27 protein-coding genes and 2 tRNA genes are annotated in these 26700 nt (G+C 40.8%); 20 read left to right on the top strand and 9 right to left on the bottom strand.

Annotation, left to right across the window (positions count from 1 at the left end):
- Window positions 1-46: 46 nt before the first annotated feature.
- Entirely contained in the window at window positions 47-1219 is a 1173-nt protein-coding gene (locus EHQ58_RS00675) for a lipoprotein LipL45 (RefSeq protein WP_135621407.1), read from the bottom strand.
- Window positions 1220-1409: 190 nt separating this feature from the next.
- Here EHQ58_RS00675 and EHQ58_RS00670 point away from each other — a divergent pair, with 190 nt between their 5' ends.
- Together EHQ58_RS00670 and EHQ58_RS00665 are read left to right on the top strand one after the other, a co-directional pair.
- Window positions 1410-2732 carry a radical SAM protein gene (locus EHQ58_RS00670; protein ID WP_135621406.1) on the top strand — a complete coding sequence of 441 codons (1323 nt, stop codon included), beginning with the start codon at window positions 1410-1412 and terminating at the stop codon, window positions 2730-2732.
- Window positions 2733-2865: 133 nt separating this feature from the next.
- Window positions 2866-4857, top strand: coding sequence for a PP2C family protein-serine/threonine phosphatase (locus tag EHQ58_RS00665; RefSeq protein WP_246047002.1), 1992 nt, complete (start codon window positions 2866-2868; stop codon window positions 4855-4857).
- Window positions 4858-4859: 2 nt separating this feature from the next.
- Here the strand turns inward: EHQ58_RS00665 and EHQ58_RS00660 are convergent, their stop codons facing one another.
- Entirely contained in the window at window positions 4860-5291 is a 432-nt protein-coding gene (locus EHQ58_RS00660; RefSeq protein ID WP_135621404.1) for a hypothetical protein, read from the bottom strand.
- Window positions 5292-5360: 69 nt separating this feature from the next.
- On the bottom strand, window positions 5361-5702 hold the full coding sequence (locus EHQ58_RS00655; RefSeq protein ID WP_135621403.1) for a hypothetical protein: 342 nt from the start codon (window positions 5700-5702) through the stop codon (window positions 5361-5363).
- Between the two features lie 146 nt (window positions 5703-5848).
- Between EHQ58_RS00655 and EHQ58_RS00650 the strand changes: the two genes are divergently transcribed.
- Complete coding sequence (locus tag EHQ58_RS00650) at window positions 5849-6364, top strand: nucleoside 2-deoxyribosyltransferase (protein ID WP_135621402.1); 516 nt, start codon at window positions 5849-5851, stop codon at window positions 6362-6364.
- A gap of 6 nt (window positions 6365-6370) precedes the next feature.
- Here EHQ58_RS00650 and EHQ58_RS00645 read toward each other — a convergent pair whose 3' ends face one another.
- A complete protein-coding gene (locus EHQ58_RS00645; RefSeq protein WP_135621401.1) occupies window positions 6371-7060 on the bottom strand; it encodes an ankyrin repeat domain-containing protein in 690 nt (229 codons plus the stop codon).
- Window positions 7061-7161: 101 nt separating this feature from the next.
- Window positions 7162-7341: a YegP family protein gene (locus EHQ58_RS00640; RefSeq protein WP_135621400.1), complete on the bottom strand. Its 180-nt coding sequence runs from the start codon at window positions 7339-7341 to the stop codon at window positions 7162-7164.
- A gap of 112 nt (window positions 7342-7453) precedes the next feature.
- On the opposite strand from EHQ58_RS00640, the gene EHQ58_RS00635 reads away from it, so the two are divergent.
- Window positions 7454-7726 carry a hypothetical protein gene (locus EHQ58_RS00635; protein WP_246047000.1) on the top strand — a complete coding sequence of 91 codons (273 nt, stop codon included), beginning with the start codon at window positions 7454-7456 and terminating at the stop codon, window positions 7724-7726.
- Window positions 7727-7735: 9 nt separating this feature from the next.
- Here the strand turns inward: EHQ58_RS00635 and EHQ58_RS00630 are convergent.
- Window positions 7736-7808: transfer RNA gene (locus tag EHQ58_RS00630), tRNA-Phe, on the bottom strand.
- Between the two features lie 162 nt (window positions 7809-7970).
- On the opposite strand from EHQ58_RS00630, the gene EHQ58_RS00625 reads away from it, so the two are divergent.
- The 11 genes from EHQ58_RS00625 to EHQ58_RS00575 all read left to right on the top strand — a co-directional run bounded on the left by EHQ58_RS00625 (window position 7971) and on the right by EHQ58_RS00575 (window position 16553).
- A complete protein-coding gene (locus tag EHQ58_RS00625; protein ID WP_246046998.1) occupies window positions 7971-8822 on the top strand; it encodes an alpha/beta fold hydrolase in 852 nt (283 codons plus the stop codon).
- Window positions 8823-8937: 115 nt separating this feature from the next.
- Window positions 8938-9564, top strand: a complete 627-nt coding sequence (coaE, locus tag EHQ58_RS00620) for a dephospho-CoA kinase (RefSeq protein WP_135621399.1) — start codon at window positions 8938-8940, stop codon at window positions 9562-9564.
- Window positions 9561-10298, top strand: a complete 738-nt coding sequence (locus EHQ58_RS00615) for an SPOR domain-containing protein (protein ID WP_135621398.1) — start codon at window positions 9561-9563, stop codon at window positions 10296-10298. The genes coaE and EHQ58_RS00615 overlap by 4 nt, the downstream gene beginning before the upstream one ends.
- Window positions 10299-10457: 159 nt before the next feature.
- Entirely contained in the window at window positions 10458-11612 is a 1155-nt protein-coding gene (locus EHQ58_RS00610) for an NAD(P)/FAD-dependent oxidoreductase (RefSeq protein ID WP_135621397.1), read from the top strand.
- A complete protein-coding gene (locus EHQ58_RS00605; protein ID WP_135621396.1) occupies window positions 11605-12555 on the top strand; it encodes a sigma-70 family RNA polymerase sigma factor in 951 nt (316 codons plus the stop codon). Before EHQ58_RS00610 ends, EHQ58_RS00605 begins: the two co-directional genes overlap by 8 nt.
- Window positions 12556-12642: 87 nt before the next feature.
- On the top strand, window positions 12643-13257 hold the full coding sequence (locus tag EHQ58_RS00600; RefSeq protein ID WP_135621395.1) for a hypothetical protein: 615 nt from the start codon (window positions 12643-12645) through the stop codon (window positions 13255-13257).
- A gap of 79 nt (window positions 13258-13336) precedes the next feature.
- A tRNA-Leu gene (locus tag EHQ58_RS00595) sits at window positions 13337-13418 on the top strand.
- A 431-nt stretch (window positions 13419-13849) separates the two neighbouring features.
- On the top strand, window positions 13850-14077 hold the full coding sequence (locus EHQ58_RS00590) for a hypothetical protein (protein ID WP_135621394.1): 228 nt from the start codon (window positions 13850-13852) through the stop codon (window positions 14075-14077).
- 326 nt (window positions 14078-14403) lie between these two features.
- Entirely contained in the window at window positions 14404-14832 is a 429-nt protein-coding gene (locus EHQ58_RS00585) for a cyclic nucleotide-binding domain-containing protein (protein WP_135621393.1), read from the top strand.
- Window positions 14822-15394: a Crp/Fnr family transcriptional regulator gene (locus EHQ58_RS00580; protein WP_167883491.1), complete on the top strand. Its 573-nt coding sequence runs from the start codon at window positions 14822-14824 to the stop codon at window positions 15392-15394. Before EHQ58_RS00585 ends, EHQ58_RS00580 begins: the two co-directional genes overlap by 11 nt.
- Window positions 15395-15458: 64 nt before the next feature.
- Complete coding sequence (locus EHQ58_RS00575) at window positions 15459-16553, top strand: PilZ domain-containing protein (RefSeq protein WP_135621391.1); 1095 nt, start codon at window positions 15459-15461, stop codon at window positions 16551-16553.
- On the opposite strand, the gene EHQ58_RS00570 is transcribed toward EHQ58_RS00575, so the two are convergent.
- Window positions 16550-17239: an IspD/TarI family cytidylyltransferase gene (locus tag EHQ58_RS00570; protein ID WP_135621390.1), complete on the bottom strand. Its 690-nt coding sequence runs from the start codon at window positions 17237-17239 to the stop codon at window positions 16550-16552. The genes EHQ58_RS00575 and EHQ58_RS00570 overlap by 4 nt on opposite strands.
- A gap of 5 nt (window positions 17240-17244) precedes the next feature.
- On the bottom strand, window positions 17245-18510 hold the full coding sequence (locus tag EHQ58_RS00565; protein WP_135621468.1) for a diaminopimelate decarboxylase: 1266 nt from the start codon (window positions 18508-18510) through the stop codon (window positions 17245-17247).
- A 57-nt stretch (window positions 18511-18567) separates the two neighbouring features.
- Between EHQ58_RS00565 and EHQ58_RS00560 the strand changes: the two genes are divergently transcribed.
- From EHQ58_RS00560 to EHQ58_RS00540, 5 genes are read left to right on the top strand one after another with little or no spacing between them, the layout of a single operon-like run.
- Window positions 18568-19638: a zinc dependent phospholipase C family protein gene (locus EHQ58_RS00560; protein WP_135621389.1), complete on the top strand. Its 1071-nt coding sequence runs from the start codon at window positions 18568-18570 to the stop codon at window positions 19636-19638.
- 25 nt (window positions 19639-19663) lie between these two features.
- Complete coding sequence (locus EHQ58_RS00555) at window positions 19664-22228, top strand: penicillin-binding protein 1A (protein ID WP_135621388.1); 2565 nt, start codon at window positions 19664-19666, stop codon at window positions 22226-22228.
- A gap of 59 nt (window positions 22229-22287) precedes the next feature.
- Window positions 22288-22692, top strand: a complete 405-nt coding sequence (locus tag EHQ58_RS00550; protein WP_135621387.1) for a bactofilin family protein — start codon at window positions 22288-22290, stop codon at window positions 22690-22692.
- An 18-nt stretch (window positions 22693-22710) separates the two neighbouring features.
- Window positions 22711-23835: a M23 family metallopeptidase gene (locus tag EHQ58_RS00545; protein ID WP_135621386.1), complete on the top strand. Its 1125-nt coding sequence runs from the start codon at window positions 22711-22713 to the stop codon at window positions 23833-23835.
- A 2-nt stretch (window positions 23836-23837) separates the two neighbouring features.
- Complete coding sequence (locus EHQ58_RS00540; RefSeq protein WP_135621385.1) at window positions 23838-24935, top strand: alpha/beta hydrolase; 1098 nt, start codon at window positions 23838-23840, stop codon at window positions 24933-24935.
- Between the two features lie 7 nt (window positions 24936-24942).
- On the opposite strand, the gene EHQ58_RS00535 is transcribed toward EHQ58_RS00540, so the two are convergent.
- A complete protein-coding gene (locus tag EHQ58_RS00535; RefSeq protein ID WP_135621384.1) occupies window positions 24943-26685 on the bottom strand; it encodes a transglutaminase family protein in 1743 nt (580 codons plus the stop codon).
- Window positions 26686-26700 lie beyond the last annotated feature (15 nt).

The following is a 26700-nucleotide window of genomic DNA, read 5'->3' as shown; positions in this document are numbered from 1 at the left end:
CAGTCAATCAAGACTGAGCTTCTTTTCTACGTAAGGGTTTTTTAGTTTAGAATTTAGATTTTGTTTGGAGGTCGTAAATGACTTCTTCTACATTTTCCATATCTATGTTTTTCACACCATTTTCTGTGTGAACAATCAACTTACCGTTTTCTTGGTTGATGATGGCACCAATTACAGTTTTCCCATCTACAAGAACGATCTTTTCAATTCTTTCGTAGTAGTTTACGATGTCTTTTTTAGTTTTGAAATCTTTTGGTTCAGAGGCAAGACTTGCTTCGAATTTTTTCTTTTCTTCGTCTTGTTGTTTTGCTACTGATTTTTCGATTTCAGCTCTTTGTTTCTCGATTTCTTTTTTCTTAGCTTCGTCGAGTGTTCCGCCTTCGCCGAGAGATGCGATTTGTTCTGCTGTCTTTTTATCAACAGAAATAATCGTTTTGATTTCTTGCTCTTCTGTTTTAGTTAGATGTGCCACTTCAACGGCTGGTTTCTCAGCTGTAGCAACTTTGTTTGCTTTTTCGAAATCGATTGATTTCACATTTTCGATTTTGGAAAGTTCAAGTGCTTTAACAGATTGAGTCGATTCTTGGTTTTTTTCAAGAACGACAGAACTTGCACTGACAGATTCTTGGAGTTTTTGTAAATCTGCATTGCCTTTGATTTCTTCTTCGGAAAGGTTTTCAAGAGCTGGAACTCGGTTTGAGAAAGCAACTGCTCCATCCACAACCTTCACAGAGGATGGTTTTCCTTTTTCAGACTCTACGATAAAAGAAGTTCCACGCACACCCGCAATGGCTGTTGGCGTTACAACTGTAAAGTTGTCTTCTTTTTTTGCCTTGTTGACCTTCGCGAATACTTTTCCAGATACGAGTGCGATTTGTGTTTCTGTCGTACCAGCATTGTTTTGCGATAATTTACTGAAATCAATTACGGATTTTGGAGAGATACGAATGCTCGATCCATCAGGAAACTGAACATCCACTTTTCCATTGTCACCTGTCACAACATGGTCCCCAGCTTTTAGGGCGGTTCCCAATTGTGCTTTTTCTTGTGTGCTATCAGCATGTTGGATGCTAGAATCGCCCACAGCAAAAACGACAACTGCAGAGAGTTCATTTGATTTTTTTGAGTTTTCGCTCACGTCAACGTCTGGCTTCTTACAAACTGTAAGGCCGAGAACGGCAACTAGAGCACTAGTAATGGCTAATTTCGATGCTTTCATATCTTCCTATCCCTTAGTGAAATTCAACTTTCGTTATCTTAGTAAACAAATCGGATCGTTGAAATCACCAGCGATTTGTATTTTTTTTTGAGATTGAGAAAAAAAATGGATAACAAGCAAAATTCTAGCAAACAGGAGAGGTAGGCAATCTAAATTTGTCTAATTAGGCAGAAACAGGAAAGGATCAGCAATGGCGGAAAATACTACATTGGAAGAACGTCCACCCTCAAGCGTTGCCATTTTAGAATCTCTAGAAAGAATTTACAAAGACCTACCGATGGAAGCCATCGTAAAGCAGGACATTCTGAGGCAAGGCATTCATTTTTTACCCGAGTCCTTCCTCGGTGTCGGAAATTATAAGGCAAAAGATTACTTTATCTTCTCTTTTGACCATATCCCCCTCGCGGATCTGAAAGATGGCGCAGATACGAAGGCACCAGAGGAAATTAAAATCTCCGGCGGACACTTCGGATTGCTAAAGACAGTCATCTCTACCCGGAATAACCCACATTCTCCTTATAAAATGAAATCAAAAGAGGGCGTCCCGACTCTCTATTTAGAAGAAACCGAAATTGGGCAGGCAGAGTACCCACCCATTCCGAGTTGGTATCGCCACAAAACAAAAAGCGGAAAACTTCCGGGCGAAATCGCTCCCGTGATTGAATGGGGCTACCTCATCTATCTCACCGTCTTTCGCAATTGCCAGTACTTTGGAAAAGACGAGGAATGTGCCTACTGCGATATCAATCATAATTACAGACAACAGAAAGGCGCTGGACGACCTTACACGGGTGTCAAAGACGTCGAAGACATTTTAGAAGTGATGTCATGGATTGCCGCCGAGGATGAAATAGCGAAAGTTTATACAATCACAGGCGGATCGGTTTTAACTTCGCTTAAGAAAAAATCGGAAGTTGATTTCTATTTGCAATACCCACAGGCCATTGAGAGTGCCTTCCCCAATCGTTGGATGGGAAAACTTGTCGCCCAAGCCTTTGAGAAAGAGGACTGTCAAAAGTTCAAAGACTCAGGCATTGCCATCTATCATCCAAATTATGAAGTTTGGGATAAAAATCTTTTTGAGAAAATTTGTCCAGGCAAAGCAAGTTTTATCGGTTGGGACAATTGGATTCGTCGCGTAGTCGATTCCGCAGAAGTTTTTGGTCCGAGTCACGTGATCCCAAATTTTGTGGGTGGCGTAGAGCTATCAGAACCCTACGGATTCAAAACAGTAAAAGAAGCTATTGATTCAACAAAACAAGGGTTAGATTTTTTTATGTCGAAAGGAATTGTTCCACGATTCACAGCGTGGTGCCCGGAACCATTTACGACTCTTGGACAACAAGCAGGCCCCCCACTCGTTTATTTTTGTGAACTTCTTCGAGCATGGAAGGAAACATTTGAAACCTATCAGCTTCCCACCCCTCCAGGCTACGGCGATCCAGGACCAGGGAAAGCTGTATTTTCAGTTTCTGCTTTCATGGATGTAATAGGTTATTCTGGACGGAATTAGTGTCTTGTAGGATTCTAGACGATAAGATTCGCCTATGAGATCCCATTCCTTAACTCGATTTTTCTTTACCTTATTGGTTTCACTTGCATGCATAAACACGTGCAGTGAGGTCGATATTGTTCCCGAAGAAAGAGTGAATTTCAAAAAAGGAGTTCTTGATCTTTCTCAATTGCAATTTACCGAACAAAGTGTTGTTGAGATGCGAGGTGAATGGGAATTTTTTTATAACGACTTTCACTATCCGCCCTTTCAAGGGAAAAAAGAGCTCTCAGGATATTTAAATGTTCCCGAGTCCTGGCAAGGGATGGAAATTAAAGGTAAAAAAATTCCGAGGACCGGACATGTTACGCTTCGTGGTTTTATCCTTTTGAATCAGGAGACAGTAGGCCAAGAACTAAGAATCTATGTTCCAGACGTAGCTTCCTCGTATCGCATGTTCGCCAATGGTGTGTTACTTGGAGGTCAAGGCAAACCTGGGATCAATCGCTTTGATGACATTCCCAAAATACAGGTTAAATATTTCACTTTAATTCCTGATTCACAAATCATAGAAATCGTTTTTCATATTTCCAACTTCGAAAATAATTTCGGCGGATTTTGGGGCATTCCTATGATTGGCAATAAATATGCCATTGATAGAGAGCGTCTGATTACAACGGCACGGGAATTATTTTTATTAGGTGCGGTACTTATCATAGGATTTTATCACTGGGGACTTTATTTTTACCGCAGAAAAGAGAAGTCCATTTTATACTTTGCACTTCTCTGCATTTTTCTAGGACTCCGGATTGCTTTTACTGGCAACCGTTACATATTTGATTTATATCCTAATTTTCCTTGGCAGTTAGCATTTAGAATTGAATTTGCCGCCTACTACCTTGCCATTCCGATATTTATACTTTTTATAGGAAACTTGTTTCCGTTAGATGCTAATCAAAAACTAATAAAATGGATTTTATACATATCATTGTTATTTGTTCTCACTCTATTTCTACCTGTTGCGATTTTCACGATTCTCTTATCCGGTTTTCAATTTGTTGCTTTTTTTACGATTGCTTATGTCATCCGTGTGAATGCCAAAGCCGTATCGAATAGTAGACCGAATTCAAAATTGTTTCTGATGGGTCTGATCATTCTAGCCGTATTCGTATCTTATGATATCATCAGCCATAGTTTAAATATCAATGACCAACGCGTTTCATTAACACCTTATGGACTTTTGATATTTATTTTCTTTCAGTCACTCATTTTATCGAGTCGAATTGCAAGTTCCTTTACGAGAGCAGAAGAATTGGCGGAAAGTTTAAAAATCTCAAATGAATCTCTAAAGGCACTGACAGAAAATTTAGAGTTTATGGTTTTGGATCGAACCTCCCAATTAAATTCCACGTTACAAAGATTACGAAAAGACCTTCAGCTAGCAAAAAAGATCCAACAAAAAATCCTACCTACAACAGATCTAAAAATACCAAAAATCAAATTCCATTTGCATTTCCTTCCCAAAGATGAAGTTGGTGGAGATTTTTATGATGTTTTTGAACTCGATAGTGGGATCATTCGATTCTTCCTTGCCGACGCGACTGGTCATGGGATCCAAGCTGCACTTTACACGATGGCGATTAAATCTGAATATGAGGCGATCAAAAGGTTTGTCACAAAAACAGATGACCTAATGAACCACCTGAACCAGAAAGTACAAAATAAGTTTTCGGGCTTAAAAATCGTTTTCTCTTGTTTCTTAATCGATATTGATACGAGAACGAATAAACTTTATTATACTTCAGCAGGTCACCCAGATCAAATTCTCGTGACAAAAAAAGCCGGCTTAGAGCTTCTCCCCAGGACAGGTAATATTATAGGACTTCGTAAAGAACAAGAGTATACCCAATACTCAACTCACATTGAATCGGGAGATCGTATTTTTCTATTTACGGACGGAATCGTTGAACAGAAAAATACGAATCGCGAGGAGTATACTTTAGAACGAATCGTCTTTCGTATGGATTCCTATAGGGACAAGCCAGGCGAGGATTTTCTGAAAGATATCATACAAGATTTGGAAGTTTTCCAAGGTTCGGTTCCGCAAGAGGATGATCTCACCCTCTTACTCATAGAATGTACGTAAAATTATTTTTTTAAGTAAAGACGCTCGATCCCATAAGATTCAAATTCTTTATCATAGTTTTCGATCTCGATGGCAGCTTTTTTCTCCCGTTCTTCTTCTGAGAGTTTTTGAAATTCTACTTCTGTATATTTTTTACTCAAGTCCCGCGTTCCAAGTTCGAATGCTAAATCTGACCAAAATAAATCATCATTATAAGCTTCAATGTAATCATCATGGATTTGTTGAAAGAGCGTTTCGTTTACCGAGAGTGTACCATCTGATGTCTGATTGATGGAATCTTTTACGGGCGAGTTCTTTAATTTTGAGAGCAGACTTTGACAAAAAGTATCCACGGATGGATCGCTTTCCTCATGAGGTGAGTTTGCAATCCACTCGTAGACAACGATCGCCTCTAACAAATGTTTTACTTCTGAATCGTTTAGAATTAGTTCCATATTGTCTCTTCCCTTGAGATTAAATCATCATTTAAAAAGAGACTGATTCTGACAAACATGAAAAAAGGTTTAATCGTAAACTTCACCCACAAGCTCAGTCACAACTGGTGTCAAAACAAATGTAAATGGAGGTAAAAGGAAAGCCCACTTCGTTGTTTCTTTTTGGATGATGCGGAATTTGGTACCTTTATTTTTTTTTGCATAATCAGAAAATGTTTCCAATGATTCTGGAAATTCTGCATTTCGTTTGATTGGAAAAATGATCAGTGCATTTAAGCCGTAGGAAGTAGTGCGCAGGTAATGGTCTGGCTTTCCATCTCCGGCAGGCATCCCATTGAAGCGAGTCGCTTTTTCACTCGTCGCACAGTTTAATGTAAAAAGGAGAATGAGCATTAGATAAATTTTTTTCATAGGCACATTTTTCTAGATGGAGCAATTCAAAACAAGAATTTTATTGGATGGAGGTAAACTTGGACAAAAACATTCGTTTGGTGTTTCTCCGCAGTTTGGACCAATGAGAAGAATCTACTTTTCTTAAGTAGGGTAAGGATAATCATATGAGGGAAAAAATCTATTTAGCGGGGCCAGAGGTTTTTTTGCCAGAAACTCATGCTTATTTTCGAGATGCTAAACTATTGTGTAACTCTTTTGGTTTCGAAGGCATTAGCCCTTTTGATGGGGAGCCTAACCAGGCACTCGGCATTAAAAAAGCCGATTTTATTTTTCAGAACAATTGTAATCTCATCGACTCCTGTGGCCTTGTCATTGCCAATTGCAATCCTTTTCGTGGAGCTCTCATTGATGATGGAACTGCCTTTGAGATAGGCTATGCATTCGCAAACAAGAAACGAATCTATGGCTTCCTTAAAAATCGCATTCCACTCTTAGAGAGTGTAAAAAAAACCATCGAAACTCGAGAACATACATCTGGATTTCGGATCGATGGACAGGGCTACCTCGTCAATGAAAACTTCGGGAATTCGATCAATCTTATGATGGAAATGGCGATCCTAAATTCAGGAGGGAAGCTGATAGAAGGGAGCCTAAGTGATGTTCTTTCTATACTTCCGTAAAAGAAATTAAGATTCTAGTTTTTTTAAGAGTGCGACGATATCAAAATGCCCATTGGTTGCTGCTGCCATCATTGCTTTTTGAATGTTCGGAGAAGAGCCATTGTATTTTCCTTGCAGTAGTAATTTTGTAATCTCTGTGTTTCCAAGACTGGCTGCAATCAAAAGAGCCGTGCGATCTGCGTTCGTTTCTTCACCCAGTGATTGGTTATGACTCTCTATCAGCATCCGAACAATGTCTTTATGGCCATTCGTCGCTGCCCAAACGAGAGGTGTCCAACCCAAATTATCGGTTAAATGGATGTCAGCTCCATTTTTGAGTAAAACTGCTACAATATCGGTAAAGCCATCACTCGAAGCTTTGAGTAAAGGTGTATCACCATCTAACTGTTGCAAATTTATATCTGCTTTGTATGAAATTAATAATTCTACCAAGGCAGTGTAGCCAAAACCCGCCGCAAGGATCAAAGGAGTCTGGTCATCCTTATCTTCCTGGACGTTGACATCAGCCCCAGCATCTAACAAATGTCGAGCTATCTCGATCTCATTGCTAGCTACAGCAATATGAAGTGCGGTCCAACCAAAGCGATGTTCACCGCTGAGATCATATTTTTTATTGATCGCATTTCGAGGTAGATCAGACAGGGTATGCTTCAATTTGGAAACATCGCCTTCCTTCACTGCATCATATAACTTCATTTGGTTTGGTCCCTTACGAGCATAGTTAGGTTTTCCCTATCTATTTGCAATGCATTTGCCTAGTAAGAAAATGCTGATTCGTAAACTAGGCAAATCACCATTTAGTCTAGTTCTTCAATGGGTGCATCTGCGGCTGAACTTTTCACGGAATTGATACCGTTTAAACATGCCTGTTTGGAGGAATACCCCTCACCAGTTGCGATGACTTCGCCATTTCCCGCTTTCAGTCTAAAACGGAATTCTCCTGCTTTGTCTTTGTAAACTTCAAATTTTGCTGCCATTTCTTTCTCCTATGTTGCCTGAGTTTCAAACATTCAAAATTGTTCACAAGAAAAAATACCTTGCCCGAAATAGTTTTATAAAAATGATCAGAGGTGGAGATGATTCTACCTTATGTCAGAAAATGAAACGAAAGATATGGCTTTAAAATACTTAGAAACAAGCCAAATCATCCCTTCCAAAGGGATGTCTTATACGATGTATGAAATCGAAGGCACAGATACCATCCTTCGTATGTTAACATTTATACCCGACAACGATGAAATTCATATCTATCCTAAACCGCCTGTAAAGAAGCTTTATAAGCCAGAGCTCTGCCGAAGGGTTGAAGATAATGAATTTTTAGGCCTTTGGACGATGGGTGAGGAAAGAAAAAAGAGTGTTTAAAAGCAACCTTGGCCCCGGACAGAATCGAACTGCCGACACGAGGATTTTCAGTCCTCTGCTCTACCGACTGAGCTACAGGGCCTCGGTTACGACCAAAATATGAAAGAGGGTGCCAATGTCAACGAACCTTTGGTTTTTTATGTCAATCCATTTTAAGTTCCGACCTTTGCGTCGGATATTCCTCCTTTCACTGGGCTTGCTTTTTACCATCAGTTGCTCTTCCTTTATTCACAAAACCGGCCTTATGTGGGAAAGATCCAAAGCGGATCTTTCAAAAAAAGAGGTTCAGATCGGTGACTTTAAATGGGTTTACCTAGAAGGTGGTGAGTCCGACGAAACTCTTCTCGCCATACATGGGTTTGGTGGGGATAAAGACCACTGGACTCGTTTTTCAAAATATTTAACTGAAGATTACCGAGTGATCTCACCCGATCTTCCTGGCTTTGGAGAAAATTCTCGGATTCAAGGAGAGAGCTATTCGATTAAGTCCCAAGTGCAAAGGTTACATGCGTTTGCTACGAAAATCGGTCTAAAAAAATACCATATACTTGGCAATTCTATGGGTGGCAGCATTGCAGGAGTATACGCAGCAACTTATCCCGATGAGGTGACATCACTTACCTTATTCGATAATGCTGGTGTCGATGGACCAGAACCAAGCGAACTATATAAACTTGTGAAAGAGGGTAAGCCAAACCCGCTCCTCGTTGGTTCGGTAGAAGACTTTGATCGATTGATGAAATTTAGCTTCGTAAATCCGCCCTACATTCCAGGGGCTCTAAAAACCTATTTTACGGAACGCGCTATCGAAAATAGAAACTGGAATGAAGGTATATTTACACAAATCCGAGCCGAAGGCTTTCCCTTGGAGCCTCTCCTTCCAAAAATCAAAGCGCCTACCCTTGTTATCTGGGGACGTGAAGACAGAGTCATTGATAAAAGTTGTACGATTCCTATGGACAAAAAACTAAAATCTCCGCATAAAATCTATATCCTACCAGATGTAGGACATGCCCCGATGATAGAGGTTCCAAAAGATTCCGCGCAGATTTGGAAAGATTGGAAAATAAATTTAGACATCCCTATTTCTAAGTGATGATTTGACGCATGGACCATTTCATGCGCAAGTTTCCACATTTCCTTTAGCATATTTTTCTAAATCTAAATAAAAAAATCCTTGTACTTTATGGCTTAAAAAATGATATAAACCCATGGCGTCAAAACATGAGGGGAGATTTTTAATCGGGATCACGGGAAACATTGGTTCCGGTAAGTCTACGGTTGCTCATCTCTTTGAATCTTTTGGTGCCATTAGAATTAGTGCAGACGAACTCGCCAAACGTTTCACAGACCCTGACACGCCCATAAAAGAGGAACTAAAAGCTATTTTTGGAAATGTTATCTTTGATTCAAATGGAAATCCGATTAAAAGTAAAATAGCTGAATTAGCATTCAGCAACGCAGCAATGCTTGCGGCTATGAATGCCCTCATCCACCCCCTTGTTCGCAATCAATTTCGAAACTTAATCGCTTTGGCAGAGCCGGGGTCTTTGGTAGCTTGGGAGGTTCCCCTCCTCTTTGAAACGGATGCACACACCCTCTGTGATGTTAAAGTTTGCGTTACCGCAAACCCTACCGTTGCTTGGGAAAGGGTAAAGGCACGTGGGGGGATGACGAGGGCAGATTTTGAAAAAAGAAATGCAGCTCAACTTGTATTAGAGAAAAAAAAGAGCCTCTCTGATTTCGTCATACCGAACGATAATTCTATAGAAGACTTAGAAAAAAAATCAAAAGAGGTTTTTGAAACTATCAGAAACCAAGCCAAGGGAATTTTATGAAAGAAAGAGTTTTTTACGTAGTTAACCTCGATAAACAAAGAATAGGAATCCTTTCCCTATTTTTATTCGCCCTATTTTTTTCATTTTTCTTCTTGGGTGTCTCTGTTGGGAAAGGTAGATCCGAGAACGGGCAGATGCAGCAACAAGCGCTTGCCTCCACTCCAGAGATTGTCCAAGCAGAAACGAAGGCGACTGCGGAGGAATCCATTCCTCTTCCCAAATCGCAAAACATGGAAGTTCCCATGGCTGATGTCGCAACAAACTCTGGAATCCAAGGGAATGCCACAACACAAGCAAATATAACAAATCCTTATTATGCCGAGTCCTCTACTGCAAAGGATGAGGAAGAGGAGAGAAAAACCCAAGTCGTAGATTTGACAAAGCCAAGTGCTACTTTAAAAAAATCTGAGACTAAGCATAAAGAGGTCGCATTCCGTAACCAATCTCCCGTTAAAGTAAAAAAATCAATTAACAAAGAATACTCAGCAGATGAAAAGTTATATACAGTTCAGCTCGGTGCCTTTGGAACGCGAGAATCTGCAGAAACCCTTCTAGGAAGTTTGAATGCACAAAAGCTAAAATTGAAGTCATTCATCGTTTATAAAAATGGATATTTTGTAGTCCAGATGGGAAAATCACCTAACAAAAGTGAGCTTCAGAAAGCTATTGCAAAATTAAAACCAGAATACAAATCAAAAGCGATGGTGGTATCGTTTATTCCTTTAAACCGCTAATTTTTTAGTAACCTTTCTTTCCTTGGCATTCGGGCTTTTTGACGATCAATCATCGTTGGAAAGCCCTCTCTTTTTTTCCAACATCCGTATAAATTTCCAATTTGTGTCACAAAATCCTAGCTTGATTCCGTCTTTGTTTTGATTCCAATCGGAGGAAATATGAAACAAAATGTACTCATTTTAGGTGGCGGCTATGCGGGGCTTATGGCAGGAAATCGAATAACAAAGTTAGATCAAAATTTTCAGGTTACTTTGATCAATGATGGAAACCATTTTATCGAGAGAATCAGAAATCACGAAAGCGCTGCAGGAAATACAAAAAAAGAATACACCATGCAAGAACTTTTGCACAAACGGGTTCGTTTTCTCAATGCAAGAATCCTCAAAATACATCCAAAGGTAAAACAGATCGAACTCGAAAACTCTAATCAAAAAATAAGTTATGATTTCCTAATCTATTCCTTGGGTAGCAACCAATCCCTTTCAAAAGGAGTCATTTCCAATGTAATCACAAGGAAAAATGCGAAAGATCTTTCTCAAAATATGTCAAAGAATACAGGGATGGCCTGGGTGATAGGTGGGGGCCTAACGGGAATCGAACTGGCAACCGAACTGAAAGAAAGTTATCCTGATTGGAAGATAGGAATTGTCACTCGCGAAAAATTTGGGCAATCTTTCTCTTTGAAAGGTCAAACGTATTTAAGAAAAGTATTTTCGAAAGCAGGGATTGAAATCCAAGACCAGACCGAGATCCTTGGATTGAAAGAATCAAAAGTTTATTTTGCAAATGGAATGCAAGCAGAGTGCCAACTTCTCATTGATTCCACTGGCTTTTCGTGTTCTGAAGTCGGAAGGTCTTCAGGCCTTCCTTCCAATCTACGAAATCAGATATTCGTGAATGAATATTTACAAGTTCCCGAGTATCCAAATATCTTTGTCGCGGGTGATTCCTGTTACCTGGCAGATTCTAATATGCGAATGGGATGCGTGACGGCCATGCCAATGGGAGTCCATGCAGCGGAAAATATCCATAGATTGAATGCAAATCGGAAATTGGAAGCTTTTCGCTTTCGATTCGTTGGTCGCTGTGTCAGTCTAGGAAGAAAATACGGACTCATACAAATGGTAGATGAAAAAGATTCCCCTTTGGAATCTATCCTTACAGGAAAAATTGGCTCTTATATCAAGGAACTGATTTGTAAATATACTCTGTTTTCCATTCAATTAGAAAAATGGCTTCCGTTCCGTAGCTACAAATGGCCAAAAAATAAAAAGATTCAAAAAAAGATAATCAGTGTACCAACTTATGAATGATATAGCATTATTCATTTCTCTTAAACAATATCTTTTTTCGATTGTCTACCGTATTACTGGCAGCTATCAAGATAGCGAAGATATCATACAAGAGTCCTATCTTCGTTTCCAAAAACTTCGCTTAGGTGAGATTTCAAATCTAAAGGCTTACCTAGGAAAGATGGTAGCTCATCTTGCATATGATCTGCTAAAAAAAGCGGCGAGAAGAAAGGAAACCTACATAGGTCCCTACTTACCTGAACCAATTCCGACAATACAGGAGGGAGGCTCTACCGATCAAATCGATTTCGCCTTCCTCGTCATTCTGGAAAGATTAAATCCTATCGAGAGGGCAGTTTACATTTTAAGAGAAGCTTTTGATTTTGAATATGAATGGATTTCTGAGATTGTTGGGAAAAAGCCAGAGAATTGCAGGCAGGTATTAAAAAGAGCAAAAACAAGCCTCAAGGATCGAAAATCAAAGTTTACAACCTCGGAAACGATACGCGCTGAACTTCTTGATGAATTCATTTATGCTTGTTATTCGAAAGATGCTACGAAGTTATCAAGTCTTATGCGAGAAGAAATCATCTCTTATTCAGACGGTGGCGGGAAAGTCCATGCGGCGAGGATTCCGATTTCGGGCCTGGAAAGGACTGTTCGTTTTCTAATCAAAACAAGCGCCAATCGTGGCACAGCAGATAGCTTCTACTTCACCCAAGCGAATGGTAAAAAAGCTGTGATTGGATATAAGGATAACGTACCTACGTTTTTACAATATCTGCAGCTCGAAGAGGATAGAATATCAAAAGTTTATACAATTCTAAATCCAGAAAAACTCCGGGCATTTGCCAACATAGATAAACTCAAAGAAGCAGGACTGCTTCGGAAACTGTATTTATCTCACTTCCTAAGGCTTTATTTTAGGGATTTTTTTTCCGCCTTTTGGAATCGTAAAAAATAATTTTACATTTACCTCTATCTGCGAGAATCCATTCTATAGGTTTTATCGATGCCAATTAACGGAGATTTGACTCATTTTTGAACCCATATGAAAAGATTATCATTTCTTTTTTTGATATTTTTATTGTTACCTTGCACACTTTCTTCGAGTGAACCATTTTTTGCACCAAACTACAGTATACTCGGTTTTGGAGGGATCTATGTTAATTCTGATCTCGCGCCGATTTCCTTTAACTTGGATTTTAAATACCGGCCCTCCTATATATATGGAATCGGAGTGAATCGAAAGATCAACCGTAAGTATTCCATCTTCGAATTTGAGTTAGAGGGTCTCTTGGCCAAACATACGGGAGCGATGAATCATTATGAAGGTGTAGGTGTAGCCATTGCACGCATTCCAAATATCTTTGGCCTTCCTATGAGTTTTGCCTTAGGCGAAGGACAATCTGTTGCCACGCAAAATCCGAAGTTAGAAAATCTGGCAGTTGGTTATGACCGAGGTCGGATCAATTTTGATGACATTGAATCGCGGGCCTGGTTGAACTACTTGATGTTTGAAGTCGATTACAACTTACCTTGGACGGAAACATCGAAGGTATTTGTTCGCATCCACCACAGATCCGGCATCTACGGCGTCTACTGCCCGCCCACTCCCCCTTGCGGTTCCAATTTTGTCGTATACGGTTTCAAAACCGAGATTTGACCAAGAGCAGAGAAAACCCTTATGCTAATTACTTCTGGACAGTCTGTGGCCATTTTGGAGACTGCCTATACGACACTTTGCGGGCGTGGCGAAATTGGCAGACGCACCAGATTTAGGTTCTGGCGCCGAGAGGCATGGGGGTTCAAGTCCCTCCGCCCGCAATAAGATAATCCTTCCTTATATAAAATTCAGATTCCATACTAAATTCGAGGGACTTGAACGGGAAACCGAGCAAGAAAAGGAGCGACCCATAGGAAGCGAGTTTTCTTGGAACGAAGCCAGGAGGGCTGAGGTCGAGGTTTCCGTGACTCGGAGTGTGTTTTGCCATGAAGGCAAAACCACAGAGAGGGCAAGTCCCTCCGCCCGCAAAAGAAAAAGTAATGTCGCTCGTCTGCTAGGAGACGTCCATGCCCCAAGGCAGACCACTCCGCCATCCCTGGCTCCGTTCCCGCAACATTGCTTTTTCTTTACCCCTTCACCTAATTCCAATTTTCATCAAGTATAATGTCCGACGGACTTGAACCGTTTTGAGATACACCCCTCCCATTTTGTCCCACCTCCTCACTATACTATTCTCTGTAAGGAGACCACCATGAAACACCCGATCCTCGACTGCAAAATCCAAATAGAAGAAGGCATCGAAGCACACCTAGAACAAATCGAAGACGATATCATGGACTTACAGGTAAACTTAGTGACTGCCCTTCTCAGTGGACTTGATAAATTCAAAACAGAAGAGCTTGCAGAATGGGCGGTGGATCTAGAAATTTTGGAGGAGTATTGGGAGAAGGTGACAGTGCAAATGTTTCCCACTGTCTAATCTCAGTCCATCTGATCGAGGATCACAAAAAGTATCCTAGATGTGACACTCTCCTGCGGGAGGCAATCTAAGAAGGATATTGGGTTTAATATAATATCCTATATTAGGTGAACAAAACCCTGCGCCACCGATCAACGCGGACCTCCTTTGCAAAGCAAAGAGGGAAGCGGCGAGCGGGATCGTTTTTTAGTATCGAATTCAAATCCAACTAACGAAGCCGAGGCGCCACACAAAATCGTAATATTAGTATTTCTCCGAATTAAATTTGAAAATTTGCGAATGACAGCCCTTCCCCACTTTTTAATCTTTTCCTTTTACAGATCAAAATGAACATTCTTGAATATATGCAAAACATCTCCACTCAAGTTTACATGAGAGGGGATATCATTTTCCGCGAAGGCGATGCACATGATGGTAGTATGTTTTGCATCATGCAAGGTATGTTTGCTGTCACAAAAAAAAATCCGGACGGGATGCAGGAAGTCATCCGTGGACTGGGACCTGGTGAGTTTTTTGGGGAATTGGCCCTGATCACACGCAGACCGCGTGCGATGACCATCAGTGTTGTCTCCGCACAAGCTAGGCTCGGCATCCTACGTGAAGACCAGTTTGAAAAATTAGCACGCATCAATGCACAATTTCTCTTTCACCTTCTCAGAAGCTCCGTTGATAAACTTAGAAGAGCAGAAGCAAGACTCACGGAAATTGAAAAAATGATTAATGAAATGGTAAAGGATCACGACGTTGAGCAATGAACACATCAAAAACTATTTAAGTTCCGTTGCCGTTAAACACTTCCCAAAGGATACGAAAGTCTTTAGTGAGGGAGAAGATTCCAATGGCATCATGTATTTTGTCTTTTCTGGAAAACTTATGGTCACTAAAACCACGGGAATGGGTGAAGAACTCATATTACGCCAAATTGGTCCTGGTGAATTTTTTGGTGAACTTGCGCTCATCCAAAGGGCACCCCGTGCCGCCAATGTCATAGCAATTTCAGACGATACAAAGGTGGGGATCATCACAAAAACTGTATTTTTAGGAATGGGAAATCATAGTCCAGGGTTCTTATCTGTGCTTCTCAATAGTGTCATTCGTCGCTTAACCGAAGTGGAAGAAAAGGTAGAGGAAAGAAAACAGGAATTGCATGAAATGATAAATCAGATGGATCTCTACAAAAGCAATACAACAAACGTTAATTCCAGCGAAACGCCTAACGAGAATGTTGGCGAAGGAGAAGAGCCCCCCGCCGAATTGCCGATACCCATAGATCCTTCTTTGACAGGCGCACCCGTAGAGACCCCAAAAACGGAGTGAATGCCTAAAAACTAAGCTCAAATAATTCTTGACTTTGCTCTTGGCTCGTTGATATTTTTTGCCAATGTCCTTACGTATTTTTAACTACCCGGTTCCGATTCTTTTCGTATCTATTCTGTTCATCTCCATTCCGATTTTGAATTTATTTTTTACTGCGGCGCTGTATGATCTAAGCCATCAAAATTGGACTCATGTCTTTGAACGCATCCAGCCTTTACAATACGTACTTTCTGGACTCAGCATCATCATTGCTTACGGTCTTCTGACGAAAAAGAAATTTGGGTATTATCTTTTTCTCTTATTTGCGACCATTCTTGCTTCGTATAATGTTTGGATGATCGCTTGGATCAGTCTTGGGAAAAAATTATTCCTAGCAGGCGTACGTTTGCAAACTCCCGAAATCATAGGCAATGCGATTTTTACCTCCATCACTCTAGGCGCGATTTTCTATTTTTTAAGAAGAGAGATTTCGGCACCTTATTTAAGTTCCATTGATAGAGGGTGGCGAGGTGGTTACCGGGAAACACATCCGATTCCTTTCCATTGGCAAACAAACAACTCCGAAAAAGTCGGTGACGGCTTTACGATTAATGTTTCCGGAACGGGAGCCCTTCTTCCTCTCGTTTCCGAACACGGTTTGAAAGAAGGGGAATGGATTGCCATCAACCTTAAACTTGAAAATGAAAAAAGAGAACTGATGGACATAGGGATCAAAGGGGAAGTGATCCGCATTGATAGGGATGATGAGGGAATGGAAACCGCGGGGATTCGCTTTCATTTTGAATCCAACCAGAAAGAGATCAGAGAAGAGTTTTTAAAATTTCTCGCTCGTGTTTTTTCTCCAAGATATCCGGTCCAAAATGAAATCTCTGCTGGTAAAACAGAAGCAAATGAATCTACAGGAGAACTCGTAAACATTTCCACCGAGGGTCTCTATATCAAATCCGAAATCGTCTACGAATTGAACGTCCCGCTTTCGATCAAAATTCATACCCGTTCTGGTAACATCGCCTTAAAAGGAATAGTCAGATGGTCAAACCCAAACGCGCGTTATGGAAAACCAAAAGGATATGGGTTGCAAATCGAATCGGTAGAAAATGTGGCGAAATTTAAAGTTTGGGTTTGGAAGCAGAAATTTAGAATCTTCCACGGACGCTAAGAGTTTAAGTAATTTAAAACCACCTCTGTATCTTCGCTCCTAGTCACTTTGATATTCCTTGGATCGCATAAGACGATTCCTGTTTTTTCTCCGAGTCTTTCGACCCAAGAACAGAGATCTGTCGGATGTTGTTCGTTCGGAATGTCACCTAGCGCCAGCAATCTATGCAAAATACTTCCCGTAACCGCTTGTGGGGTTTTGACAAAAAACAATTCGTCACGTGGAATGGATGATTCTGTATAACTCCCCTGCGATTTAGAAAGGACTACTGTCTCTGTTGCCTGCAGCGCGAGTGTACTTGCGCCATAGATTCGAGCTGAGCCAATCAGTTCGTCGAGCTCTAAACTGAGAAAGAAAGGTCTTGCCGCATCGTGAATCATAAGAATATCTTCCTGATCCCAGATCAGACTTCGTAGGGCCTTAAGTGTGGATTCGTGTCTCGTTTTTCCACCCTCAATGATCTGATCGTTGCCCTCAAGATGTCCACCAACTGTTTTTTCCATAAATAGGATCCAATCTGCATGGCAAACAATGGTTATGGATTTACATAGTCCCCAATTTTTAAACCTTTCAAGTGAATAAAGTATAAGCGGTTTTCCAGCGATCTCAAGGAATTGTTTCGGCTTGTCACCACCTAACCGAGTACCAGTTCCTCCAGCAAGTATGATCGCATGGATGTTGCGCATGTTACTTAAATTACCAATATCTCATTTTTATAAATTTCTGAAACTTCCTGCTTTTTACGAATCAGCTTTGCCTCACCGCTTTGTGTAAGAAGGACTTCCCCTGTTTCAGGAAAGCTATTATAATTTTTTGTAGACATACTGGAACAATACGCTCCGACTGCTTCCATCACAACAAGGTCCCCTACCTCGGCTTCCGCCATAGTTCTAGTCACTGCCTCTCCACCTTCTTTCTGTGTGAAAAGATCACCCGATTCGCAGCAATGTCCAACGACAACGTATTCTTCAATCTTACCAGTTGCCTCGCCTCCTCGCTTCACAGTTATGAGCGGGTGCCTTGCCCCGTAAAGTGAAGGTCTTGTGTTTGCATCCATTCCTGTGTCCAATTTTAGGAAGGTGTATCCTTTACTACCTGTATCTATTTTATCATCTACAGAAGCGATGAGTGAGCCGCAAAGTGCGATCAGAAAGGTTCCAGGTTCGATTTCCAGCTTCAACTTTCGGCCGTGCTTTTCTGCAAACTCGATAAACTGTTGTTTTACTGGTTCCCCAATTTTTTGCAAGTCAGTGGACTTTTCATCCTCCATCCTTCCCACTTTATACCCTCCGCCTAAGCTAACTGTTGTCACTGTTTCGAAAGCTTCTGCGTATTCTAAAGTATATTTTGCCACAGCTTTCCAAACTTCTGGATCACTTCCAGAACCAATATGTGTATGAACTTTTGTTACACGCAGGTTGTATTTCCGAACCAATTCCTTTACTTCAGACAATTTTTCATGCCAGATTCCAAATGCCGAGGCGACTCCTCCGACATCGGTTTTTTTGGTATGACCAGAACCTAGTCCTGGGTTGAATCGAATCGACAAAGAACCGCCTGGAAAGGACTTACCGTAAGCTTCTAATTGTTTGAGAGAGCATGCATTGAAAATTACTCCGGCCTTTACGAAACTCTCTAAATCTTTTGGGAATTGTTGGGAAGTGATCATGATGGAAGCAGGTGAAAAGCCACAGGCAAGGGCCCTAGTTACTTCATATTCTGAAGAGGCATCTATGCAAATACCCTTTGCTTTCATAATTTTTAAAATGTTGGCATTGGGATTTGCCTTCATGGCATAGCGCACTTCAAGCCCAAAGGCATTGGGAAATTGTAAAGCTTCTTCACATTTTTTTTCAATTTCGGTCTGTGAATAAACAAAAACGGGGGTTCCAAAGGTCTCTGCGATGGACCGCACTTGGGCTTCTGGTAAAAACTTAAGTTTTTCGATTGATGTCATAGGAATTAAGATAATCCTTAAAAAAGGTTCCATTCTTAAAAGTCAAAAATAAAGGTTATGGCAGGAAAGATCACACACATAGAAGCACTCTCTCAGGTCAAAAAACACCTCGAACATGGAAATGCCACCCAGAGAAAGATTGCTGCCCTTCTCAACCGACCTGAAGTTTCCTCATACGCCTATCTTGGCGCCGTGGCTCCAGATATATTCTATTTTTACCATGTGCTAAGACCCCAACTGACAAAAAAAGCAGCCTTCTGGGGCGACCTTGCACATCACTCTCGTGTAACAGAGCTTATCCTAAATTTCCTTGATGAAATCAATGATACCGAGATGACACTCTACCGGGATCGGTACCTAGCATTTACACTTGGTTATATCTGCCACTGCGTTGTGGATATACAAACCCATCCTTATATTTTTTATATCTCAGGCGATTATTATAATGACGATAAGAAGATTTCTTATCAGGCGCAAATCAATCATATGCGAGTTGAGTTTGGTCTCGACAGCTTATTATTACATTACCGCTGGGGTATGAGCCCCGAGGAATATGATTTCCCCCAATACATTGATATCCGCCACCGAACGGTGGGAATTAAAAACAAAATGGATCCCATACTCTGGCAATTTTGGTTGTCAGCCCTTAAAACCACATTTCCGACTGAGTTTGCCGCGCAATATTTAGGATCAGAAAAGAAGATTATACCTGGTGATATATTAAACGATTCTTATATGGGATTCTATAGATTTACTTCCACCTTGGACTCGCGATCTCGGTTCATGCGTGGTCTCGTAAACATGGTGGACCAACTGACCTTTCACAAATACCAGGCTGGCGTTCTTATGTTACCCGCTCGTGAAACGGTAAACCCTAAAATCATGAATGATGAAAAACGAAGTTGGCATTATCCGGCTGATTCTAAATTGGTTTTCGAGGACTCCTTCATTGAATTGCTAAACCAAGCGAGCCTGAAAGCGAAAGAAATCCTCACTCGCGCTTACGAATATAGCTTTTCGCCAGAGAGTCGATCGAAGATTTTGGAAACCTATGGTGGATACAATTTAGATACTGGTCTCAGATACCAAGGTATCACCACCATGACAGAATTTTCCCCTTTAATGTAAATAGAGAGATCTACGAGAAACTTACGTGAAACAAGAAGCAAACGGAGTCTTTGAAAAATTATTTATCATCTGGTTCAGAGATATCACAGCCTGGATCTGGGAAGGCCGTCGGCCTGTTCGTAATACAGCCATTGCGATAGTTGTAATTCTAGCATTAGATGTATTTTTACTCACTGCCTCAGTAAAGGATTTCTTTCGATTGAAGGAAGCCGCTATCTATGACATTCCGTCCATCTTATACGCGATTGGCGATAATGGCAAATATGAACCCATTGCTGAGTATTATAAATTTTCAAGAATTCCTGTCGACTTAAAGGCCCTTCCTCCCGAAAAAACACAAAGTCTCGGAGATCATAGAAACAAGGTCATCCAAAGTTTTTTATCCACTGAAGACAACCAATTTTACTCACATAGCGGTATTGATCTGAAGGGAATCGCCAGAGCTTTTGTCGTGAACATTCTTGCGGGACGTGTTAAAGAAGGTGCCTCTACCATAACACAGCAGGTGGCACGATTAAAGTACCTAACGATTGAACGTTCGATCGCCAGAAAAGCAAGGGAAGCCTGGCTTGCAATGTTACTTGAGTTTGCCTATCCTAAAGATAAAATCTTAGAAGTTTACTTGAATGAGATTCCGCTTGGTCACGGAACAATAGGTGTCGGAGCCGCTTCGCGTTTTTATTTTCGGAAAGAAATTCAAGATGTGAGTTGGGGTGAGGCAGCAATTCTCGCCAGTCTCACGACAAGGCCGACACAATTTAGCCCTCTTACCAATCCGCTCAGCAGTGTTCAGAAAGTTCGGGTTGTTTTTAAAAAGTTGATTGAGAACGGTAGGCTTTCCGTCGCGGATGCAGAAAAAGAATATATATCGCTTATGGATTATTATGCGAATCTGAATCGATCGCCCAATGATTCTGCCTTTTCAGATCGCTTAAACCGGTTTCCTTATGTTACGGAATACATTCGTAAAAATTTACTCAAGACGATAGGAAAAGACAGACTCTATAATGGCGGTTTAAAAATCTATTCGACGATCCAGATTCGTCACCAAGAGGAAGCGGAAAAAGCAATGAAACCCGCCTTGCAACAGCAAACTCTGGAATCAAACCAGAGAGCATTTAGAAATGTTGATGCCTTCGATGACCAATTTGGTGCAAGTTACGATATCATTTCTGACCTTCATGATATTCCAGAATTTAAGTTTAAAATCTCTCGGACGGAACGCACATTTCAATCTGCCTATCAGGAAGAGATTCGAGATGTTTTTTCCACACTAAATCTTTTATCAGGCGATGATGACCTGGGAGAATTATTGGACAAAAACTATTCCAATCAATCAACCCAGGATCACTTGCTTCCCGTGGAAGGTTCACTTATCGCGATTAGACCAAATTCTGGTTATATTACAGCAGTGGTCGGTGGTTCCGGATTTCGATCCGATAACCAACAAATCAGATCCTTCCAAGCGTTTCGCCAACCAGGGTCTGCCTTTAAACCGATTTTATATGCAGCTGCCATGGACTATTCAGGTAAAAATCCAGACCCGATTAAAAATGTAACACCTGCTACTCTATTTGTCGACTCACCATTACAATATTTAATGGAAGATGGTGACGAATGGGCACCCGAAAACTATAGTTCAGAATATTCTGGTTTTGTGTTGCTTCGAAAAGCACTTGAACAGTCAAAAAACTCGGTTGCGGTTCGCGTCTTAGAGCAAATCGGACTCTCAAATATTATGGATACGCTTCGTGGGTTATTGCAACTTCCAGGGCGAGATATACCTTATAATTTCAGCGTTTCCCTTGGGAGTTTTGAACTGACACCCTATGAACTGACACGTGCTTATACGGCACTCGCCTCTGGTGGAAAGACTGTGAATCCACTTTCTGTCCTCTACGTAGAAAATCAATATGGAGAGATCATCAAAGACTACCGAAAAGAATTCGATGATTCGGATCGCAAACAGGTAATCTCACCCGAAGCAGCTTATCTCATTACGGATATGATGGGCGATGTCATTACCGAAGGAACGGGACGAAGTGCCATGTCCTATGGATTGAATCGCAAGGCTTATGGGAAAACGGGAACCACAAATAATTTCCGAGATGCTTGGTTTGTCGGATATACCCCCGAACTTGTCACCTCTGTTTGGTTTGGTTATGATGTCGGTACCATTTCACTAGGACGTGGGATGACAGGTGGCCGACTTTCTGCCCCTGTCTGGGGAAGGTTTATGGCACGTGCCTTGGAACGGGAGCCAAGAGCAGAATTCGAATGGGCAAAGTCTGTAAACATAGTCCGCCGCACGATTTGCACCATGTCGGGTAAACTTCCTGGCCCCCAGTGCCATGAAACCATGGAAGAAGGTTTCATCCCGAGCACGGTTCCTAAGGACATCTGCAATGACCATGGATCTAGCTGGAATGTCGTTGAAACTCCCTCCGTCAGGCCACAGGGAACCACTCCGAAACCCAAAGTCAGCGTAAATGCGAACAAACCAAAGGTAGAAGCGGTTGTTCCTCAAACGACTGCCAAAAAGAAGAAAAAGAAAAGCCTCTTTAGCGGTGATGAGGATATAGATTACTAAAAAGGCTTGTCAGATATGACAAATTTTTTGATTCTCACAGAAGGATATAAGGAACAGGAATGGCGATCAACAAAGACTCCATAAATAGCGTTATCGGGCCAGGTTCGATTTTCGAAGGTAAATTTTACATTGCTGGCTCACTTCGAATCGACGGAAAATTCGAAGGTGATATCAAAACGGAAGACGCGCTCGTAATTGGCGAAACGGGAAAGGTAAAGACAAACATTAGTGCCAAAGAAGTCATCATCTCTGGAACTCTGATTGGCAATATTAAGGCCGAAAATGAAGTAAAACTTGAAGGTACAGGACGTATGTTAGGTGATATCACTGCTCCTTATCTGGAACTTCAAAAAGGGGTCGTAGCGAAAGGTAACATTACCATAACAGGCGGCCAAAAAAAGGACGTTCGCAAAATCGTTGAAGAATCATTTGGTGGAATCAAATCATTAGATTCTAAAGAATAATCAATTTTTGTTGGTATAATGTTACTTCGATCACCAGAAAAAACTACGATCGGGAAGCATGTATTACGATGGGGGAATCTTAGCATCATTCAGCTTTCCCCTGGTAATTATTTTTATAATTTTCAATTTCAATCCACAGTCATTCACGGAACCATTGACTTCCACAGGAAAAGGTACCGTGTACTCCCTCTCTTTTTTTATTCCAGCTTCATAGCTCTGTTATGCAGTTTAATCTGGGACAAGCCAAACTATAACGAAAGTTACCTTGCATTTGAATCGGGAACTTTAACAGAGGAAGTACAAGAAAATGACACAAAAGATAAAGAAGCAAAAGCTGCGGATGAAAAATACTTACAAGAAACGGAAGATCGTAAATTCGCGATTCTAAGATCAGCAGAACTCGATCTCCCCTCGGAAGACAAAGCTAAAAAACTTAAGGTCATTCAGTACAAGGTTAAAAAAAATGAAACGCTTACTGAAATCGCCAATAAATTCCATGTCTCGGTAGAATCGATTGCTGGTTCTTCCAGCATCCAACCAGATGTATTACTTGTAGCCGGTCAGATCCTAAACATACCCAACAAACAAGGATTAGTTTACAAATTGAAAAAAGGTGATACTCTTGCAAAAGTTGCCGATTTTTATAAAGTAAAAATGGAGGATGTTTACTCTGAAAATTCACTCGAAGATTTCGATTTGCTAAAATCTGGGCAAAAGGTGTTTTTACCCGGGGCTGTGATTCCGGAAGCCGGTCCACTCTGGAGATTTCCTGTTGCCTCAAGAGTCATCACCTCAGGATGGGGAACGAGGTCTTATCCTCAATATAAATTTCATATGGCATTGGATCTAAGAGCCAATTACGAACCTGTGATGGCAGCACGAAAGGGACGAGTCATCTACTCGGGCTGGATGGGTGGTTACGGAAACGTAGTCATGATCCAGCATGATGACTCTTATCAATCGCTTTATGCGCATAATAGTCGTTTATACGTAAGGTCTGGCGATTATATATCGACTGGCAAAGTCATTTCAAGATCGGGTTGCACTGGATATTGTTTTGGTCCACACTTGCATTTTGAAGTCATCAAGGATGGCAAAAATATCAATCCTACTAAAATTATAAAAGGGTTTTCTTACAAATAATTATGAAAAAAAATAAATTTAACGCACTCCTCGTCTCAATCTTTGCCTCGACCCTATTACTCGTAGGTTGTGTGACACCGACGCCGGGCGAGCTCATTAACAAGCGCATGCTGGAAAGTTTTGATGATACAAAAACCATGTTCGTCAACTTTATCACAACCAGGAGAGAAAAATTTAGTTCCAATCCTGCCTGTGATTCCGAATTTTACGGATTTCTAACTGATAATCGTTTACACTATGGTGAGTGCATGATCAGCATCCCCGCAAAACATGCTGTTGGTGATATCACAATCAATAACACTCAAGATAAAAATCAATTTTTTCAATTGATGGGAAAGAACGATAAAAAAGAAGAAGAATTCTTCAATAAAATTTCTGCACATCCTTTCGACGAGGTTCTAGTCTTTGTGCATGGATTTAATGTAAACTTCGAAGAGGCCGTGGTACGTGCAGGGCAGATTCGTTATGATTTGAAATTTCCTGGTGAAGTGATCCTCTACTCTTGGCCTGCTGGCTCGGAAGCAAGCATCATCAACCAATTAATGATCAAGTCGGTTTACGAAAGTAACTTCACAGAAGCCAAATTAAATCGCGAACCCTTTTCAGATTTCCTATCAAAACTTGAAAAAACTAAAAAAAAGATACATCTTATCGTTCACAGCATGGGCCACCAGGTCGTTCTTCCCGCTCTTGCAAAAAATGCCGTGGACGGTAGAAAAAAATTCATCGACCAGCTCATTTTAAATGCGCCTGATTTTGATAAGGCTGAATTTTCGAAAATTTCACCTCTCCTCGTAAATATTTCAAATCGTGTGACCCTCTACTGTTCACCAGGTGACAATGCACTTATCGCATCACAGAAAGTAAATGGTGGCTCTCGTGCCGGAATGTGTTTCAAATATGATAACGTTGATGTCATTAACGTAAATGAAGTAGATTCTCCCGTTCTGGGAGTTGGCGGTCTTGGTCATGGTTATTATTCCTCAAGGCCTATTCTCTCCGACATCTATCAGGTCTTGCTCGGAGTGAGTGTAGAAAAACGTCTCTTTATTCGGAAATCTGGTCCAAATAATGGCGAAAACTGGATCCTAAGACAATAAATAAGGATTAGGGAATCACAGTTTCAGTTCCATTAATTTTTGGGACAGATTTGATTTTCAACATATCTTTCTCGAGTATCTCACCGACTCCCGATTTGATGATGTCAAACCGAAGTAACATTTTTTTGGCTTGAGGTAGATCGGCAGGGGAAAGATTAAAAAGACGATCTCCGCCGGCTATTTCTTTTAAGGATACTTTTTCGAGTCCGGCAAAGATCACATGACGAGCGCTTGTGGATCCTGGTTTCTGGAAGGGAGGCGCCAATGGTTCTAAGGGAATCCAGCCATATTTTGGTAACCAAGCTTCGACAAACTTATGATTTAAGAAAATACGATCGCTCGATTCCGTCGGTAAATAATTCCATACGAGTCGAGATGGTATACCGATACTGCGAAGAAATGCCATAGTCACATAAGAATGTTCTGTACATCCGCCATTGTTTTTTTCAATCACAATAGGTGCCGAAGAGAAAGCGCCCGCTTTATACGGTATCGAGGAGACATATACAATCGTATTTTTTAAAACATCCTTTAGTTTTGTAGAATCCCCCAAAATTTGATTTCTCTTTCCAATGACGATTTCATCTGTAAATTTTAATAAGGAATAGTCTCTAGTGTATTGTAACAAAGAGTCAGGAACTTCGAGATCTTTTACTTCGAGCTCTAGATTGTCTAGAGCAAACGAGATTTTAAACCGCTTCAGTTTAGCTTCATAAGGAGAGTGAGAGAATACTTGCCCTTTCTTTAGAGCAGGCACACTCAATGCAAGGATGCGATTTCCAAACGCATCTCGGCTTACCTCGCTTGCCTTTGAATATCTCTCTTCTGAAACTTCCTGAGAGTAGGTGTTTTCTCTCGGCAATAGAAAATGAATCACTGTCTCTGGTATGTCTTCTTTTGCAGTGATCTCCAACTTGTATTCTATGAAATTTTCAATAGGAGAGAATCTTGCGGCAGCGGGACTTGTAACAATCTCAAGTCCATCTGAAACGCCCACGATCACTCCCCCAAACTCCATCCACTCAGAAAAATTTTGGGTTAATGGGTCGAGAACCAAAAACCTTTCTTTTTCTGTATAAACTAATTTGAACAAAGAACGGTGGTTTGTTGGAATTGTTATTTCTTTTATGAAGGCATAGGTCTTGGAATTGATTAGTTTTAGTTTATTACCCCAATAAGAGGAGTAAAGGGCCAAGGTGTTTTCATCTATGCGCACCACTCTTTGAACGGCATCGTGAGGAAAATCTTTTTCATCCAGTTTATTTCCTGTTTGAAGATCATAGGTAAAAACTTTTTTGTTTTGAAAGGAATGTAAAACATCAGAGAGCACAAGAATATCTCTGAAGTTATTCGATTGGATCGAAGACGGAACCTCCCTTATTTTGACCATACTTTCTGGATCATAAAAGCTTAACTTCTTTTTTGTCAGTATTAGGAGCCCTCTGTTGTGGAAGGACCAACCAATAATTTTGCCCTCAGGAAAGGGAAAAATTTTCTTTTCCCCGCTAATTAAATCGATTCGTATGATTTGGTTTTCATTATTTTCATTCTGTGCTTGGTAAAATAATTTCCCTGGTGAATAGACAACAGAATCAAAGAGCGATACTTTTCCGTATTCTTCCTTGAAGGCAATTTTGTTCCATAAATAACTAGGCGAAACGGGTTTCCAATCCAAACTTATATCTGCAGGATCGGCGCTGTTTTGATTTGACAAAAGTAAAAAGAGTCCAAGGCAGATTAATGCTTTCATTGGTTTTGTAAATCC

The organism is Leptospira ognonensis (assembly GCF_004770745.1).
Classification (GTDB): domain Bacteria; phylum Spirochaetota; class Leptospiria; order Leptospirales; family Leptospiraceae; genus Leptospira_A; species Leptospira_A ognonensis.
The sequence above is the reverse complement of the archived record's forward strand: the minus strand, read 5'-3'. Positions and strand labels throughout refer to the sequence as shown.

Coding starts and splice junctions, on each gene's coding strand:
- EHQ58_RS00675 (WP_135621407.1), bottom strand. CDS start 1,219: ATGAAAGCATCGAAATTAGCCATTACTAGTGCTCTAGTTGCCGTTCTC.
- EHQ58_RS00670 (WP_135621406.1), top strand. CDS start 1,410: ATGGCGGAAAATACTACATTGGAAGAACGTCCACCCTCAAGCGTTGCC.
- EHQ58_RS00660 (WP_135621404.1), bottom strand. CDS start 5,291: ATGGAACTAATTCTAAACGATTCAGAAGTAAAACATTTGTTAGAGGCG.
- EHQ58_RS00655 (WP_135621403.1), bottom strand. CDS start 5,702: ATGAAAAAAATTTATCTAATGCTCATTCTCCTTTTTACATTAAACTGT.
- EHQ58_RS00650 (WP_135621402.1), top strand. CDS start 5,849: ATGAGGGAAAAAATCTATTTAGCGGGGCCAGAGGTTTTTTTGCCAGAA.
- EHQ58_RS00645 (WP_135621401.1), bottom strand. CDS start 7,060: ATGAAGTTATATGATGCAGTGAAGGAAGGCGATGTTTCCAAATTGAAG.
- EHQ58_RS00640 (WP_135621400.1), bottom strand. CDS start 7,341: ATGGCAGCAAAATTTGAAGTTTACAAAGACAAAGCAGGAGAATTCCGT.
- EHQ58_RS00635 (WP_246047000.1), top strand. CDS start 7,454: ATGTCAGAAAATGAAACGAAAGATATGGCTTTAAAATACTTAGAAACA.
- EHQ58_RS00625 (WP_246046998.1), top strand. CDS start 7,971: ATGTGGGAAAGATCCAAAGCGGATCTTTCAAAAAAAGAGGTTCAGATC.
- coaE (WP_135621399.1), top strand. CDS start 8,938: ATGGCGTCAAAACATGAGGGGAGATTTTTAATCGGGATCACGGGAAAC.
- EHQ58_RS00615 (WP_135621398.1), top strand. CDS start 9,561: ATGAAAGAAAGAGTTTTTTACGTAGTTAACCTCGATAAACAAAGAATA.
- EHQ58_RS00610 (WP_135621397.1), top strand. CDS start 10,458: ATGAAACAAAATGTACTCATTTTAGGTGGCGGCTATGCGGGGCTTATG.
- EHQ58_RS00605 (WP_135621396.1), top strand. CDS start 11,605: ATGAATGATATAGCATTATTCATTTCTCTTAAACAATATCTTTTTTCG.
- EHQ58_RS00600 (WP_135621395.1), top strand. CDS start 12,643: ATGAAAAGATTATCATTTCTTTTTTTGATATTTTTATTGTTACCTTGC.
- EHQ58_RS00590 (WP_135621394.1), top strand. CDS start 13,850: ATGAAACACCCGATCCTCGACTGCAAAATCCAAATAGAAGAAGGCATC.
- EHQ58_RS00585 (WP_135621393.1), top strand. CDS start 14,404: ATGAACATTCTTGAATATATGCAAAACATCTCCACTCAAGTTTACATG.
- EHQ58_RS00575 (WP_135621391.1), top strand. CDS start 15,459: ATGTCCTTACGTATTTTTAACTACCCGGTTCCGATTCTTTTCGTATCT.
- EHQ58_RS00570 (WP_135621390.1), bottom strand. CDS start 17,239: ATGCGCAACATCCATGCGATCATACTTGCTGGAGGAACTGGTACTCGG.
- EHQ58_RS00565 (WP_135621468.1), bottom strand. CDS start 18,510: ATGACATCAATCGAAAAACTTAAGTTTTTACCAGAAGCCCAAGTGCGG.
- EHQ58_RS00560 (WP_135621389.1), top strand. CDS start 18,568: ATGGCAGGAAAGATCACACACATAGAAGCACTCTCTCAGGTCAAAAAA.
- EHQ58_RS00550 (WP_135621387.1), top strand. CDS start 22,288: ATGGCGATCAACAAAGACTCCATAAATAGCGTTATCGGGCCAGGTTCG.
- EHQ58_RS00545 (WP_135621386.1), top strand. CDS start 22,711: ATGTTACTTCGATCACCAGAAAAAACTACGATCGGGAAGCATGTATTA.
- EHQ58_RS00540 (WP_135621385.1), top strand. CDS start 23,838: ATGAAAAAAAATAAATTTAACGCACTCCTCGTCTCAATCTTTGCCTCG.
- EHQ58_RS00535 (WP_135621384.1), bottom strand. CDS start 26,685: ATGAAAGCATTAATCTGCCTTGGACTCTTTTTACTTTTGTCAAATCAA.